The 13700-nt window shown below is 66.3% G+C and carries 16 protein-coding genes; 10 read left to right on the top strand and 6 right to left on the bottom strand.

The annotated features are described in order from the left end of the window. Nucleotides 1–8: 8 nt before the first annotated feature. Complete coding sequence (gene rpsP, locus ABIC94_RS17100; RefSeq protein ID WP_013540078.1) at nucleotides 9–272, bottom strand: 30S ribosomal protein S16; 264 nt, start codon at nucleotides 270–272, stop codon at nucleotides 9–11. A gap of 183 nt (nucleotides 273–455) precedes the next feature. On the opposite strand from rpsP, the gene ABIC94_RS17095 reads away from it, so the two are divergent. The 5 genes from ABIC94_RS17095 (at nucleotide 456) to ABIC94_RS17075 (ending at nucleotide 4297) form a co-directional block, all read left to right on the top strand. Beyond that, the gene (locus ABIC94_RS17095; RefSeq protein ID WP_354374186.1) at nucleotides 456–980 is read left to right on the top strand and encodes a GNAT family N-acetyltransferase; all 525 of its coding nucleotides are present in this window, start codon (nucleotides 456–458) and stop codon (nucleotides 978–980) included. Then, a complete protein-coding gene (locus tag ABIC94_RS17090; protein ID WP_354374185.1) occupies nucleotides 977–1423 on the top strand; it encodes an NINE protein in 447 nt (148 codons plus the stop codon). Before ABIC94_RS17095 ends, ABIC94_RS17090 begins: the two co-directional genes overlap by 4 nt. 109 nt (nucleotides 1424–1532) lie before the next feature. Further along, a complete protein-coding gene (locus tag ABIC94_RS17085; RefSeq protein WP_354374184.1) occupies nucleotides 1533–2066 on the top strand; it encodes a dTDP-4-dehydrorhamnose 3,5-epimerase in 534 nt (177 codons plus the stop codon). Further along, a complete protein-coding gene (locus tag ABIC94_RS17080; protein WP_354374183.1) occupies nucleotides 2063–2989 on the top strand; it encodes a Gfo/Idh/MocA family protein in 927 nt (308 codons plus the stop codon). Before ABIC94_RS17085 ends, ABIC94_RS17080 begins: the two co-directional genes overlap by 4 nt. After that, nucleotides 2990–4297, top strand: a complete 1308-nt coding sequence (locus ABIC94_RS17075) for a glycosyltransferase family 2 protein (RefSeq protein ID WP_354374182.1) — start codon at nucleotides 2990–2992, stop codon at nucleotides 4295–4297. 51 nt (nucleotides 4298–4348) lie between these two features. Here ABIC94_RS17075 and ABIC94_RS17070 read toward each other — a convergent pair whose 3' ends face one another. From ABIC94_RS17070 to hda, 5 genes are all read right to left on the bottom strand, one after another. Continuing rightward, complete coding sequence (locus tag ABIC94_RS17070; protein ID WP_354374181.1) at nucleotides 4349–5359, bottom strand: inorganic phosphate transporter; 1011 nt, start codon at nucleotides 5357–5359, stop codon at nucleotides 4349–4351. Nucleotides 5360–5373: 14 nt separating this feature from the next. Then, nucleotides 5374–6018 carry a DUF47 domain-containing protein gene (locus ABIC94_RS17065; protein ID WP_093434743.1) on the bottom strand — a complete coding sequence of 215 codons (645 nt, stop codon included), beginning with the start codon at nucleotides 6016–6018 and terminating at the stop codon, nucleotides 5374–5376. A 126-nt stretch (nucleotides 6019–6144) separates the two neighbouring features. After that, entirely contained in the window at nucleotides 6145–6804 is a 660-nt protein-coding gene (gene folK, locus ABIC94_RS17060; protein ID WP_354374180.1) for a 2-amino-4-hydroxy-6-hydroxymethyldihydropteridine diphosphokinase, read from the bottom strand. Beyond that, nucleotides 6801–8426, bottom strand: coding sequence for a polynucleotide adenylyltransferase PcnB (gene pcnB / locus ABIC94_RS17055; RefSeq protein ID WP_354374179.1), 1626 nt, complete (start codon nucleotides 8424–8426; stop codon nucleotides 6801–6803). The genes folK and pcnB overlap by 4 nt, the downstream gene beginning before the upstream one ends. A gap of 18 nt (nucleotides 8427–8444) precedes the next feature. Further along, a complete protein-coding gene (gene hda, locus ABIC94_RS17050; protein WP_354374178.1) occupies nucleotides 8445–9131 on the bottom strand; it encodes a DnaA regulatory inactivator Hda in 687 nt (228 codons plus the stop codon). 132 nt (nucleotides 9132–9263) lie between these two features. Between hda and purM the strand changes: the two genes are divergently transcribed. From purM to ABIC94_RS17025, 5 genes are all read left to right on the top strand, one after another. Further along, entirely contained in the window at nucleotides 9264–10304 is a 1041-nt protein-coding gene (gene purM, locus ABIC94_RS17045) for a phosphoribosylformylglycinamidine cyclo-ligase (protein ID WP_354374177.1), read from the top strand. A 40-nt stretch (nucleotides 10305–10344) separates the two neighbouring features. Further along, entirely contained in the window at nucleotides 10345–11409 is a 1065-nt protein-coding gene (locus ABIC94_RS17040; protein ID WP_354374176.1) for an AI-2E family transporter, read from the top strand. 103 nt (nucleotides 11410–11512) lie between these two features. Continuing rightward, nucleotides 11513–12103 (top strand): cysteine hydrolase family protein, encoded by a 591-nt coding sequence (locus ABIC94_RS17035; protein WP_354374175.1) that lies wholly within the window; start codon nucleotides 11513–11515, stop codon nucleotides 12101–12103. Then, entirely contained in the window at nucleotides 12100–12726 is a 627-nt protein-coding gene (locus tag ABIC94_RS17030; protein WP_354374174.1) for a DJ-1/PfpI family protein, read from the top strand. Before ABIC94_RS17035 ends, ABIC94_RS17030 begins: the two co-directional genes overlap by 4 nt. Beyond that, nucleotides 12693–13691: a GlxA family transcriptional regulator gene (locus ABIC94_RS17025; RefSeq protein ID WP_354374173.1), complete on the top strand. Its 999-nt coding sequence runs from the start codon at nucleotides 12693–12695 to the stop codon at nucleotides 13689–13691. Before ABIC94_RS17030 ends, ABIC94_RS17025 begins: the two co-directional genes overlap by 34 nt. The last annotated feature ends 9 nt before the right edge of the window (nucleotides 13692–13700 follow it).

Here is a 13700-nt window from a genome sequence, read left to right as displayed (position 1 = left end):
CGGGCGGCTTAGGCCGCCGCCTTGGGGGCCGCAGCAGCGGCTTGCTTGATCAGGCGCAGGACCGTGGGCGAAGCTTGTGCGCCAACGCTCTTCCAGTAGGTCAGGCGGTCCTGGGCAATACGGATGCTTTCTTCGTTTTCCTTGGCGGTCGGGTTGTAGAAACCCAGGCGCTCGATGAAACGGCCATCGCGGCGAACGCGCTTGTCCGACACGACGATGTTGAAGAACGGACGGCCTTTGGAGCCGCCGCGGGAGAGTCGAATGACGACCATGATTTATCCTTGGGTGGTGCAGCAAGCCCGTTGTCTAGACAGGAGGCCCGCTCACAGTGTTCTTTCAACGTCGAGACACGCGACATGGCCACCCGGCCAGCGACACGCTGAAAAGCCTGCGATTATAGCCCGACCCGCGTTTTCTCCGAACTCCGGCCTTTGCGCCGCTTGCTTGCGACCTGCATGACCCTCACCATCCGCCCCAGCCGCGATGAAGACATCGCGGCCATCACGGCCATCTATGCCCACCACGTGCTGAACGGCACCGGCACCTTCGAAACCGAGCCTCCGCCCGCCGCCGACATGGCTGCTCGGCGCGCCGACGTGCTCGGCAAAAACCTGCCCTACCTCGTTGCCGAAGAAAATGGTGAAGTGTTGGGTTTTGCCTACTGCAACTGGTTCAAGCCGCGCCCGGCCTACCGGTTTTCGGCGGAAGACTCGATCTACATATCCGAAGCCGCGCGCGGCAGAGGTCTTGGTGGCCAGCTGCTGGCGACCCTCTCGCAGGCCGCCGAGGCGGTGGGCGTTCGCAAGCTGATCGCGGTCATCGGCGATTCGGCCAACGCCGGCTCGATCGGCGTGCACCGCCGCCACGGCTTCACGCAGGTGGGCGTGCTCAAGGACTGCGGCTGGAAGTTCGGCGAATGGCGCGACGTGGTCCTGATGGAAAAGGTGCTCGGCGAAGGCAGCACCACCAAACCCGAATGAAAAACAAAACAATTGCCGCCTGGCTCTCTTTCCTCGGCGGCCCGCTCGGCCTGCACCGCTTTTACCTGCGCGGCATGGGCGACTGGCTCGGCTGGCTGCTGCCCATCCCGACGGCGCTCGGCCTCTACGGCATGGAACGCGTGCGCATGTACGGCGTGGACGACGGCTGGAGTTGGGTGCTGATTCCGCTGCTCGGCTTCACCATCGCGGGATGCGCGTTGATGGCCATCATCTATGGCCTCATGACGCCCGAGAAGTGGAATGCCCGGTTCAATGCCGGCGCGCCACTGGATGCCGAGCCGGGCCGGACGAACTGGGCCACCATCGGAGCCGTGGTGCTTGCGCTCTTCTTCGGCGCCACGGTGCTGATGTCCAGCATCGTGTTCAGCTTCCAGCGCTACTTCGAACACCAGGTCGAGGAAGGCCGGAAGATTTCGCAGTAGTTATGCTGGTGCGCGCTCGCCGGCTACGCTCACTCGCGCGATGCACCTTGTGAAGATCCTTCGCCTTAGGGATGATCGGCTTGAGTAATTACATACTCAAATAACAAAAATGATACAAATACGCCGCATCCCACTTCGCCCTCACGGAGACGAACGAGGCTCCGTCACGGAATTGTTTCGTCAATCCTGGTGCCCGCCCGAGGAGCCGGCTCCCGTTCAATGGAATTTTCTTCGCTCAACCGGCAACGTCTTGCGCGGCGTGCATGTGCACCTGACCCACTTCGACAATCTCGTCGTGCTGGAGGGCACGATGCACCTGGCTCTGTGCGACTTGCGCGCAGGCTCGCCGGATTTCCGCCGGGGCTCGTTGATCGCATTGCGCGGCGACGAGCCGACGATGGTGGTCATTCCCCCCGGAGTGGCGCACGGCTTCTACTTCGACGCGCCCTGCCTCGCGGTCTACGGCATGTCTCACTACTGGGCTCCAGCGACCGATGAGCTGGGCTGCCGCTGGGACGACCCCGGGCTGAACATTCCCTGGCCCGCGAGCTGCACGGCTCCCCTGCTGTCACCCCGCGACCACGATGCAAGCAGCCTGGAAACGCTGTTGCAGCACATGGCAACTGCCGAGGCGGCGCAATGATCCGCATCGGACTCGCGGGCTGCGGCCGCTGGGGTCGCTTGATCCTGCGCGACCTGCGCACTCTGAACTGCGAGGTAGTCGTCGCGGTACCCAGCGAGGAGGGCCAACGCGCGGCGCTGGCCGCCGGCGCGGACCGCGCAGTGGGCCACATCCGCGAACTGCCCGAATGCGATGCGTACGTGGTGGCAGTGCCGACCGTCTTGCATGGCGAGGTGGTACTCGAACTGGCGACGCGAGGCCGTCCGATTTTTTGCGAAAAGCCCCTGACGGCGGATGTCACCAGTGCGCGGCGCATCGTGGAAGTTGCTGGCGATCTGGTATTCGTCATGGACAAGTGGCGCTACCACCCCGGCGTGCACCTGCTGCGCGACATCGCCAGGAATCAGGAACTGGGCCCGGTGCAGGGCATTCATGCCACACGGGTGCAGTGGGGCTGCCCGCACGCGGACGTGGATCCGGTCTGGATCCTCATGCCCCACGACCTGAGCATCGCCCTGGAGATTCTCGGCGACTTGCCCGTGCCGACGCTGGCCCATGCCGAATCCGACGCGCAAGGTCTTACAACGCTGAGCGCCTGGCTGGACGGCCCGGCCTGGATGCATTGCGAAGTCGGGGTGCGATCGCCTCAGCATCGCCGGGTGATCGAACTGCGATGCCGCGACGGCGTGGCAGTACTCGGCGATGCCTACGACGAGTACGTGGCGGTGTTGCGAACAGGTGGGCGCACGGCCGGCCAGCCGGCGCCCGAATGGGAGCGGCGCCCCTTCGCGGCGACCATGCCGCTGCTGGACGAGTTGGCCTGCTTCGTGGCGTATGTCGCGGGTACCGGACCGGCGCCGAAGAGCAGCGCGCACGAAGGCCTACGCATCGTGGAAACTGTCGCTCGGATCCGGGCGCTGGCCGGACTTGAGGAATTTGACTGAATGCCCGACTTCACGGTCCTGATCCCGACCCACAACCACGAGGACACGCTGCGCTACTCGGTCGCGAGCGTGCAATGGCAGACTCGCCAGGATTTTGAGCTGTTCATCGTCGGCGACGGCGTGGCCGACCGCACCCGCGAAGTGGTGGCCGAACTGATTGCCCACGACAACCGGATCCGCTTCTTCGACCGCCCCAAGGGACAGCGCAATGGCGAACGTGCCCGCCATGAAGCGCTGCGCCACGCCGCTGGCAGATTCGTGTGCTACCAGAGCGACGATGACTTATGGATGCCCGAGCATCTGGAAACGATGGCCGCGTTACTCGAGCATCACGACCTGGCGCACACCATGCATATCGAAGTGGCACCGGACGAATCGGTGTTCACATCGGTGTTCGACGCCGCCACCGACTCGCTCGCGATCCAGAAGATGGAGCGCAAGGAAGCCGGATTCGGGCTGTGCACCGGCGGCCACAGGCTGGACGCCTACCGCAAGCTTCCCCACGGCTGGATGCCGGCGCCGCCGCACATGGCAAGTGACCTGCACTTCTGGCTTCAGTTCCTCAATCAGCCCTGGTGCAGGTACACCTCGGAAAAATGGCCGGACGCGCTGCATCTGTCATCCGTCAGCCGGCGCGCGTTCAACACACGCCAGCGAATCGACGAGATCGCGCGCTGGTGGGGCAACGTGCAGACGGCGCAACAGCGGGCCGCCCTGATGCGTCGAAGCATGACGCCTCTGGTAGAAAGATTGGCGCACTCTCCACCGGCAAGCATTGCGGCCTTGGCCACCGCAATCAATGACTTGAAACAGCAACTGGGTCGTTCCTCCTCCACGGACAATTCGCCCGTGCTGCATCCCTATAGGACGGGGGAAGAAATCCGGTTCGGCTTGACCGCGAGGACGCTTCGCTATGCTCATGTCGGTTTTCTGGACCCCGAGCCCTGGGGCCGCTGGACCGGCGCGACACCGGCGCAAATAGTGCTGCCGCTGGCTGCCCCGATCACTGGACGAGCGGTGCTGCGCCTGGAGGTGATCTTGCTGATCCACTCGCCGGCCAGATCCGCGAGCGCCTTTGAAATAAGGATCAACGGACAGACCTTGCTTCATGTTCACGAGAGCAGGCCCCACGCCGACTACGCGATCGACCTACCTGCGGTACTGTGCGCCAACCTCCAGGTCATGGTGCTCGAATTCGTGCCGCTGATGCCCGCCAGCCCGCAAGAGTTGGGGTTGAACACCGACACGCGAGCGCTGGGGATCGGGCTGATGAGCCTGTCGATCAATGATGACTCGGCGTCAACCTGATCACTGAAGAACGCACGAACGGGACCCAAGCGCGGACCCGCCTGATCCGCTTCAGAAAATCTGCAGGCTGAGCCAGTAGGCAATGGCGGCCACGAAGGCCGATGCCGGAATGGTGAAGATCCAGGCCCAGACGATATTGCCCGCCACGCCCCAGCGCACGGCGCTCGCGCGCTGCGCGGAGCCCACGCCGACGATGGCGCCGGTGATGGTGTGGGTGGTCGACACGGGAATGCCCAGTGCAGTGGCCAGGAACAGCGTGAGCGCGCCGCCGGTCTCGGCGCAGAAGCCGCCTACAGGTTTCAGCTTGGTGATCTTCTGGCCCATGGTCTTTACGATGCGCCAGCCGCCGAACATGGTGCCGAGCGCGATGGCGGCATAGCAGCTCACGATGACCCAGTTTGGAGGCGCCGTGTCGCCGGCCGTGGCGTAGCCGGTGGCAATCAGCAGCATCCAGATGATGCCAATGGTCTTCTGCGCGTCGTTGCCGCCGTGGCCCAGGCTGTAGGCCCCGGCCGAAACCAGCTGCAGCCGCCGGAACCAGCGGTCGACACGCGACGGCGTGGCGCGACGGAAACCCCAGGCCACCACCACCATCATCATCGAGCCCAGCACGAATCCGAGGAACGGCGACACGAAGATGAACGCCACGGTCTTCCAGATGCCGGTGGCCACGAGGCCGCTGGCACCGGTCTTCGCGATCACGGCGCCGACGATGCCGCCGATCAGCGCGTGCGACGAGCTGCTCGGAATGCCGTAGTACCAGGTCACCAGGTTCCAGCTGATGGCGCCGATGAGCGCGCCGAAGACCACGTGTACGTCGACCACCCCGGGCTGGGCAATGCCCTTGCCCACCGTGGCCGCCACGCTCAGGTGAAAGATGAAGATCGCGATCAGGTTGAAGAAGGCCGCGAACAGCACCGCGTGCCCCGGTTTGAGCACGCCGGTCGACACCACGGTGGCGATCGAGTTCGCCGCATCGTGGAAGCCGTTCATGAAGTCGAAGGCGATCGCGAGCGCGACCAGCAATATCACCACCCAAAGGGCGACCTGAACCGTTGCCATCGATCGCTACCCGCTCAGGAGTTCTCGAGGACGATGCCCTCGATCACATTGGCCACGTCTTCGCATTTGTCGGTGATCGTCTCGAGCAATTCGTAAATCGCCTTGAGCTTGATCACTTCGCGCACATCGGGCTCCTCGCGGAACAGCTTGCTCATGGCGCTGCGCATCACGCGGTCGGCGTCCGATTCGAGGCGGTCGATTTCCTCGCAGGTCTTGAGCACGGCCTCGGCCACCGCCGGATCGGCAATCTTGCCGAGGAACTTGACGGCGTCCTTGAGGCGGTCGCAGCACTTCACGCTCAGGGCCGTGAGGCGCACGATCTCGTCGGTCATGTGGCGCACGTCGTACAGCGCCATGGTTTCTGCCGAATCCTGGATCAGGTCGGCCACGTCGTCCATCGTGTTGATGAGCTTGTGGATCTGCTCGCGGTCGATGGGCGTGATGAAGGTCTTGTGGATCAGCCGGTTGACGTCGTGCGTCACGCGGTCGGCCGCACGCTCGGCGTTGTCGACATCGCGGTTGTACTGCTCGCGCAGATGCACGTCGTTGTAGTTGGCCACGAGTTGCTCGAACGCCCGCGCCGCTTCGACGATGCGCTCGGCGTGCTGGTTGAACATCTCGAAAAAATTCCCCTCGCGGGGCAGCAGCTTGCCGAACATTGGAACTCCTGGGGCGCGTCAATCACAATTTCATGACGCCTTCATGAAAAACCGACGAAGTTTAACGGGCGCGCCGGTCCGGCCCGGCCGCACCGCTTTTCGAGGCCGCCGGAACGGCCGCCTTCTTCAGACGATGCGCTTGACCACCTGGCCTGTAACGCGTGCCAGCGCAGCGCGCGGTACCTTGTCGGGGGCGATTTCAGCGAGCGGCTTCAGCACGAAGGCGCGCTCGCGCATGCGGGGGTGCGGCAGGGTCAGCGTCGGCGTGTCGATTACCGAATTGCCGTGCATCAGCAGGTCGAGATCGAGCGTGCGCGGCGCATTGGGGAATGGCCTTTCGCGGCCGGCCTGCGTCTCGAGGCGCTGCAACGCCACGAGGAACTGCTCGGCGTCCAGGCCGGTGCGCACGGCCACCACGGCGTTGATGAAATCGGGGCCTTCGGCATCCACCGGCTCACTGCGATAGAGCGACGAACGGGCCGTCACCTGGGTCCGCTGCAGCGCGCCGATCGCAGCCATGGCGGCCTTCACGGCCGCCTCGGCATCGCCCAGGTTGGCGCCGATGGCGACGAAGGCCTGCACGGTGGGGTAGTCCTCGCGCGGGCCGCGCGGGCGACTCGTGGGGGCGCGGGCAGGCGCACGGCGTGCAGGCGGGGTGCCGGGCGAGCCCTTCCTGGCGCCGGCCAGCGGGGGCCTGGCACCGCCCGCACGCGGCGCAGCGGCCTTGGCCTTGTCACTGGTCTTGGAACTTTTCTTGCCGTCCTTCGGCAGGTCGGACGTGCTCATGCGCCTTCGGCGCTGCCGCCGCCCTCACCGCCACCGCCGCCACCCGTGCGCGGCTTGCGGCGGCGACGGCGCTTGCGCGGCGCTGCGGCCTCGCCGTCGGGCGGCACGGCAGCGCCTTCGGTTTCGACCTCGTCGTCCTGCTGCGAGTCGGTGTCGCCCTGGCTTTGCTGGCGCCCGACTGGCTCGTTGCGGGGCTTCGGCGCCACCGGATCGCGCGTGCGCACCCGCTGGCGGGTCTTTTGCTCGTCGCGCACCTGTTCCAGCAGGTCTTGCTGGCGCACGTCGTCGGCGGTGCTGAACTCTTGCCACCATTCGGCGATGGCCTCGCTGACCTCGCCCACGTCGGCGCGCAGGCGCATGAAGTCGAAGGCAGCGCGGAAGCGCGCCTGGTCGACCAGGCTGTAGGGCGTGGAGCCGGTGCGCTTGTCGAAGCGCGGCTGCATCATCCAGATCTCGCGCATGTCGGCGGCGAGCTTGCCGCGGCCCGACACGTCGCCGATGCGGGCGTTGAACACGTCGTCGATGGCGTCTTGCAGCGCCGGGAACGGCGGCTGCGCGCGCTGGCCGTGCCGGCCCTCGATGCGCTGGGCCCAGCCGTCGCGCACGTCGGCCCACAGCACGCAGGCCAGCAGGAAGCTCGGCGCCACGGGCTTGCCTTCGCCAACGCGGCGGTCGGTGTCCTGCAAGGCCGCCTTCACGAACGGCGTATCGGCGCGCTCCACCACCACGTCGAGCAGCGGGTAAATGCCCGTGACCAGACCCAGCTTGCGCAATTGCTCGACCGTGGCAATGGCATGGCCGGTTTGCAGCAGCTTGAGCATTTCGTCGAACAGGCGGCTCTGCGGCACGTCGGCCAGCAGCTTGCTCGACTCGACCAGCGGCGCGGCGGTCTTGGTTTCCATCTTGAAACCGAGTGCCGCGAGCTTGGCCGAGAAGCGGATGGCGCGAATGATGCGCACCGGGTCTTCGCGGTAGCGCGTGGCGGGGTCGCCGATCATGCGCAGCGTGAGCTTCTGCGCGTCCTTGATTCCGTTGTGATAGTCGACCACGATCTGGTTGGCCGGGTCGTAGTACATGGCGTTCACGGTGAAGTCGCGGCGCGCCGCGTCTTCTTCCTGCGGGCCCCACACGTTGTCGCGCAGCACGCGGCCGCTGGCGTCCACCGCGTGCTTCATGCTCGCAAGCTCGCCCTTGCTGGTGCGCTCGTTGCCGGCCACCTGCTCGGCGGCGGCGTTGTCCATGTAGGCGCGGAAGGTCGAGACCTCGATCACCTCGTGCTCGCGGCCGCGGCCGTACACCACGTGCACGATGCGAAAGCGCCGGCCGATGATGAAAGCCCGGCGGAAAAGCGACTTGACCTGCTCGGGCGTGGCATTGGTGGCCACGTCGAAGTCCTTGGGACGCAGGCCCAGCAGCAGGTCGCGCACCGCGCCGCCCACCACATAAGCCTCGTAACCCGCCTGCTGGAGCGTGGTGACCACGTTTTTCGCGCGTTCGTCGACCAGGGCCGGATCGATCTTGTGAACCTCCGCAGGCACCTCCTGGCGCTTGCCGAAGCGGCTCTTGCCCTGTGCGCCGCCGGCGGATTTGCCGAGCAGCTTGTCGATGAATTTCTTGATCATTGTTGGTTGAAGCTCTTCTTATTCGTTTTCGAGCATGGATCGGATGAGCGGGATCGTGATCGCGCGCTGTGTCTGCAGGGCATAGCCGTCGAGCTGCGTGAGCAGCTCCATCAGGCTGCCCAGGTCGCGGCTGAAGCGGTGCAGCATGTAGTCGAGCACGTCGTCCGACAGCATGACACCGCGCGCATCGGCCGCCTGGCGCAGTACTGCGCGGCGTTCGCTTTCGCTCAGCACCTGCAGGTGGAACACGTGGCCCCAGCCCAGCCGGGTGCGAAGGTCTTCGCGCAGCGACAGGTCGGCCGGCGGCAGTGCGCCGGCGGCCACCACGCCGCGTTGCAGGGTCTGCGCGTTGACGAACCAGTTGAAGGCCGCGTGCTGCTGCACGGCGGTATACAAATGCACGTCGTCGAGCAGCACGGCGCCCCAGCGCTCGTCGAACTCGGGCGGCTCCAGCAGGCCGGCGTGCAGCCAGCCCACGCTCGCGCCCTGCTCGCGCAGTGCGACACGCACCGATTCGAGCAGATGGCTCTTGCCGCTGCCGCTTTCGCCCCACAGATAGGTGGGCACAGGAGAGTGAGGCACCGAATTGCCGGCGCCGCCCACCCACAGTTGCAGGTGCCGCAGCGCCGCCTCGTTCGGGCCGGCAAAAAAAGCGTCGAAGCTGGGGCCCGTCGCAATGCCGATATCGAGCGCGAGCTGTTTCATCCCGGGAAGGTTCATGGAAGGGGCCGCTGGGGCCCTTAAAATCGTGAGGAATTCTATCGGCCCGGCCGCTTCGGTTGCCGGCGCCCCCACCTCTTCGCCTCCTTCCCGTCCCTTTCTCGACACCGTCCGACCATGACTTCCCCTACGCCCACCCCGCTCAGCTACAAGGATGCCGGTGTCGATATCGATGCCGGCGACGCCCTGGTCGACCGCATCAAGCCGCTCGCCAAGAAGACCCTGCGCGAAGGAGTGTTGGCTGGCATCGGCGGCTTCGGCGCGCTGTTCGAGGTGCCCAAGCGCTACAAGGAGCCCGTGCTGGTAAGCGGCACCGACGGCGTGGGCACCAAGCTCAAACTGGCCTTCGAATGGAACATGCACGACACGGTCGGCATCGACCTCGTGGCAATGAGCGTCAACGACGTGCTGGTGCAGGGCGCCGAGCCCCTCTTCTTCCTCGACTATTTCGCCTGCGGCAAGCTCGACGTGGACACGGCCGCGGCTGTGATCGGCGGCATCGCCCGCGGCTGCGAGATCTCCGGCTGCGCGCTGATCGGCGGCGAAACCGCCGAAATGCCCGGCATGTACCCGGCCGGCGAGTACGACTTGGCGGGCTTTGCGGTCGGTGCCGTCGAAAAATCCAAAATTCTCACGGGCCAGAACGTCAAGCCCGGCGACGTGGTGCTGGGCCTGGCCTCGGCCGGCGTGCATTCCAACGGCTTCAGCCTGGTGCGCAAGGTGATCGAACGCGCGGGTGCCGATTTGCCCGCCACGCTCGACGGCAAGCCCTTCCGCGAAGCCGTGATGGAGCCCACCCACCTCTATGTGAAGCCGGTGCTCGAGGCGCTGGCCAAGCACCCGATCAAGGCGCTGGCCCACATCACCGGCGGCGGCCTGCTCGAGAACATTCCGCGCGTGCTGCCCGAAGGCACGGCCGCCCATCTCAAGAAGGGCAGCTGGCCGCAGACCGAACTCTTTGCCTGGCTGCAGAAGGTGGCCGGCATCGACGACATCGAGATGAACCGCACCTTCAACAACGGCATCGGCATGGTGGTGGTGGTCGACGCGGCCGAAGCCGCCGCCTGCGCCGCCACGCTGCGCACGGCCGGCGAGTCGGTGTATGAAATCGGCACCATCGCCGAGCGCGGCGCGGGTGCCGCCGTGGTGGTCGGTTGATCCTCCTTGCGAGGTTCGCAACCGCAGCCCCCGGACCCTGATGGCCAAACCGCTCGTCGTCAACATCGACACAAAACCCCAGCCCGCCTCGCGCAACGTGGTGCTGGCCAGCTATCTGCTGATGCCGGCCGCCCTGCTGCTGGTGATGTGGCAGCACCTGCTGCCCGGCCTGCTGTGCGTGTGCATCGGCTTTCTGGCCACGCGCTGGTTCTCACGCCTGATCGGCAACGGCATGGCGCGGCTGAGGCTGCCACCCGGCCGTGCCGGGGTGCTGGCCCGAATCCTGTCGGTCACGCTGGTGCTGCTGGCGCCCATCGCCCTCATTTCGCTGGGGTTGTCGCAGGCGCGCGAATACATCCTCGACGCGCCCGACCAGTATCGCGAACTGCTCGACTACACGGCCCGCACGGTGCTGGAGCTGCGGCTCAAGCTCCCCCCTGAAATCGCTGTCTACCTGCCCGAAGGCGCGGCCGAAGTGCAGCGTGTGGTGGCCAACTACCTGCGCGCGCAGGCCGGCTCGCTGGCCCTGGCCGGACGGGCATGGCTGGGCGGACTGCTGTTCGCCTATGTCGGGCTCATCGTGGGCGGGCTGGCCGCCATTGCGCCGCCGCCGTTGCGGCACCGGCCGCTGGCTGCGCAGCTGTATCGGCGCATTACGATCTTCGGCGAGGCCTTCGGCCAGATCGTTGCCGCGCAGTTCTGGATCGCGGCGTTCAACACCCTGCTGACCGCCATCTTCCTGCTGTTCCTGATGCCGCTCTGGGGCCCCCACCTGCCCTACACGCCGGCACTGATCACGCTGACCTTCGTGGCGGGCCTGGTGCCCATCGTGGGCAACCTGGTCTGCAATTCGGTCATCACGCTGGTGGCGCTCTCGGTGTCGCCGGTCACCGCGCTGGCATGCCTGGTATTTCTCATCGTCATTCACAAGGCCGAGTACGTGATCAACGCCAAGGTGGTCGGCAGCCGCACGCAGATGCGGGTGTGGGAACTGCTGGCCGTCATGTTCGTGGCCGAAGCGGTGTTCGGGCCGGCCGGCCTGGTGGCAGCGCCACTTTTCTACGCGTATCTCAAGAAAGAGCTGCAGGCCGCCGAGCTTGTGTAATGTCCTGATTTGATCGGTTCTGGTCCGCTTCGGCACGGACCCATGGGCTGGCGACGCAGAAGAATAGGCGGCATCATTCACTCCGCCCTTCGAGCCGAAACCCATGGAATCCTGTCTGATAGTGATCGACGCCCAAGAGTCGTTCCGCCAGCGCGCCTACTGGTCTGAAGATGTTGCACAGCCCTATTTCGCCGCGCAGAACGCGCTGATCGAAGGCTGCCTGGCGGTCGGTCTTCCAATCGTTCGCGTCTTCCACGTCGATGGTCCCGCACTCGCAAGCCATCCCTTCGCGGTCGAGTCGGGCTTCGTACGTCCCATCGAAGGCCTGGCGGCTTTCGAGGCAGCGGCCACTTTCACCAAGCACCGCCACAGCGCGCTGGTCAACAGCGGGCTCGACGTCTGGCTCACGCAGCAGGGCATCGGCCGGCTGATCGTGAGCGGCATCCGCACCGAGCAATGCTGTGAAACCACCACGCGCCATGCATCCGACCTGGGCTGGGAGGTCGATTACGTGACCGACGCCACGCTTACTTTCGACATGGTGCAGCCCGACGGCCGCCCACTCGTCGCGGCCGATATCAAGGCACGCACGGCCACCGTGCTGGACGGCCGCTTCGCCACGGTCTGCAGTGTTGCAGAGGCGCTCGAGCGCACGGGCGTCCACGCCCAATCCACCGAAAGGGTGGCCGCATGACGTTGCGCGTACGGATCCTCGCCTACGACGGTGTCGAAGCGCTCGACTTCGCGGGGCCGTTCGAGGTGTTCACCACGGCGAGCCGCGTCAGCCAGCGTTTGAATCCCGGCGCGCAAGCTCCGTTCGAGGTTGCGTCGGTGGCACTCGCAAGCGCCAGCCAACCCGTGCAGGCACGCGCCGGCCTGCGCCTGCTGGCGGACCACGAGCTGGCCGCGAACCCGAAGGCCGACGTGCTGATCGTGCCCGGCGGCGTGGTCGATGCCGCAATGGCGAGCCCCGCCACCCTGCGCTGGATCGCCGAATGCGCGGCCGGCGCACAGCTGGTCGCCTCGGTCTGCACCGGCGTGTTCCTGCTCGCGAAAAGCGGCGTGGTCACGCAAGAAGCCGTCACCACCCATTGGGAAGACATTGCGGACTTGCGCGAGCAATTCCCGTCGCTCGACGTGCGCGAAGGCGAGCGCTGGATCGACAGCGGCCGCGTCGTCAGTTCCGCGGGCATCAGCGCGGGCATCGACATGAGCCTGTACCTGGTCGAACGGCTGGCCGGCCGCGCGCTGGCAGAACGCACCGCGCGCCAGATGGACTACGCATGGATCTCCAGCAACAGCAGCCCATCCGCGTAGTGTTCGTGCTGCTGCCGGGCAGCCTGGTGCTCGACTGGGCCGGCCCCGCCGAGGCGCTGCGCATCGCGAACCAGCGGCTGCGCGCGGCGGGCCAGCCCGAGCGCTTCGAGATCGAATTCGCGAGTCCGCGTCCCACATCCATCGGCTCGGTGGGCGTGGTACTCGCCGGCCTTGCGCCGCTGCCGACGCAATGGAACGGCCCCGCCTGGGTCGTGCTGGTCGGCCTGCCGGGCGACTTCATCGCAATCGACAACGCAGAGACGCAAGACCTGCTGCACTGGCTGCGCGGCCAGCGCTTCGAACGCGGCCGGCTCGAGCTGGTTACCGTCTGCGCCGGCGCCCTGCTGGCAGCGCATGCGGGCGCGCTCTCGGGCTGTCGCGCCACCACGCATCATCACCACCTCGACGAGTTGCGCGCGGTGGAGCCGCGCTGCGACGTGGTCGCCAACCGGGTGTTCGTGATCGATCCGCCCGTTTACAGCAGCGCGGGCGTCACGACCGGCATCGACCTGATGCTGCACCGCATTGCGGATGTGTGCGGCGAAGCGCTCGCTGCCCAGGTGGCGCAGACCATGGTGGTGGCGCAGCGGCGCGGCCCGCACGACCCGGAGCTGTCGCCTTTCCTTGCCTACCGGAACCACTTGCATGCTGCGCTGCACCGGGTGCAGGACGCCGTCAGCGAACAGCCGCAGGCCGACTGGAGCGTGCCCCGGATGGCGGAAGTGGCCCATACCTCCGCGCGACACCTCACGCGGTTGTTCGTGGAGCACGCGGGCGTGGCGCCGCTGGCCTATCTGCGGCGGCTGCGGCTCGCGGCGGCGCAGCTTGCGCTGGCCTCGGGCGCGAGTGTGACGCGGGCGGCGGAAATCTCGGGCTTCGGCTCGGACACGCAACTGCGGCGCGCGTGGCACCAGTTCGGATTGCCTGGTTCGCCATCTGCTTCCTCATCTCTGTCGAAAGCCTAGCGGGCTGCA

The organism is Variovorax paradoxus (assembly GCF_040544635.1).
In the GTDB taxonomy this organism is placed as follows: domain Bacteria; phylum Pseudomonadota; class Gammaproteobacteria; order Burkholderiales; family Burkholderiaceae_C; genus Variovorax; species Variovorax paradoxus_R.
The sequence above is the reverse complement of the archived record's forward strand: the minus strand, read 5'-3'. Positions and strand labels throughout refer to the sequence as shown.

What these genes read in the sequence shown, in the direction of transcription:
- ABIC94_RS17085 (WP_354374184.1), top strand. Translation starts at nt 1,533, where the DNA reads ATGATACAAATACGCCGCATCCCACTTCGCCCTCACGGAGACGAACGA.
- ABIC94_RS17040 (WP_354374176.1), top strand. Translation starts at nt 10,345, where the DNA reads ATGGCCAAACCGCTCGTCGTCAACATCGACACAAAACCCCAGCCCGCC.
- folK (WP_354374180.1), bottom strand. Translation starts at nt 6,804, where the DNA reads ATGAGCACGTCCGACCTGCCGAAGGACGGCAAGAAAAGTTCCAAGACC.
- ABIC94_RS17090 (WP_354374185.1), top strand. Translation starts at nt 977, where the DNA reads ATGAAAAACAAAACAATTGCCGCCTGGCTCTCTTTCCTCGGCGGCCCG.
- ABIC94_RS17025 (WP_354374173.1), top strand. Translation starts at nt 12,693, where the DNA reads ATGGATCTCCAGCAACAGCAGCCCATCCGCGTAGTGTTCGTGCTGCTG.
- ABIC94_RS17080 (WP_354374183.1), top strand. Translation starts at nt 2,063, where the DNA reads ATGATCCGCATCGGACTCGCGGGCTGCGGCCGCTGGGGTCGCTTGATC.
- ABIC94_RS17065 (WP_093434743.1), bottom strand. Translation starts at nt 6,018, where the DNA reads ATGTTCGGCAAGCTGCTGCCCCGCGAGGGGAATTTTTTCGAGATGTTC.
- rpsP (WP_013540078.1), bottom strand. Translation starts at nt 272, where the DNA reads ATGGTCGTCATTCGACTCTCCCGCGGCGGCTCCAAAGGCCGTCCGTTC.
- ABIC94_RS17030 (WP_354374174.1), top strand. Translation starts at nt 12,100, where the DNA reads ATGACGTTGCGCGTACGGATCCTCGCCTACGACGGTGTCGAAGCGCTC.
- hda (WP_354374178.1), bottom strand. Translation starts at nt 9,131, where the DNA reads ATGAAACAGCTCGCGCTCGATATCGGCATTGCGACGGGCCCCAGCTTC.
- ABIC94_RS17095 (WP_354374186.1), top strand. Translation starts at nt 456, where the DNA reads ATGACCCTCACCATCCGCCCCAGCCGCGATGAAGACATCGCGGCCATC.
- purM (WP_354374177.1), top strand. Translation starts at nt 9,264, where the DNA reads ATGACTTCCCCTACGCCCACCCCGCTCAGCTACAAGGATGCCGGTGTC.
- ABIC94_RS17070 (WP_354374181.1), bottom strand. Translation starts at nt 5,359, where the DNA reads ATGGCAACGGTTCAGGTCGCCCTTTGGGTGGTGATATTGCTGGTCGCG.
- ABIC94_RS17035 (WP_354374175.1), top strand. Translation starts at nt 11,513, where the DNA reads ATGGAATCCTGTCTGATAGTGATCGACGCCCAAGAGTCGTTCCGCCAG.
- ABIC94_RS17075 (WP_354374182.1), top strand. Translation starts at nt 2,990, where the DNA reads ATGCCCGACTTCACGGTCCTGATCCCGACCCACAACCACGAGGACACG.
- pcnB (WP_354374179.1), bottom strand. Translation starts at nt 8,426, where the DNA reads ATGATCAAGAAATTCATCGACAAGCTGCTCGGCAAATCCGCCGGCGGC.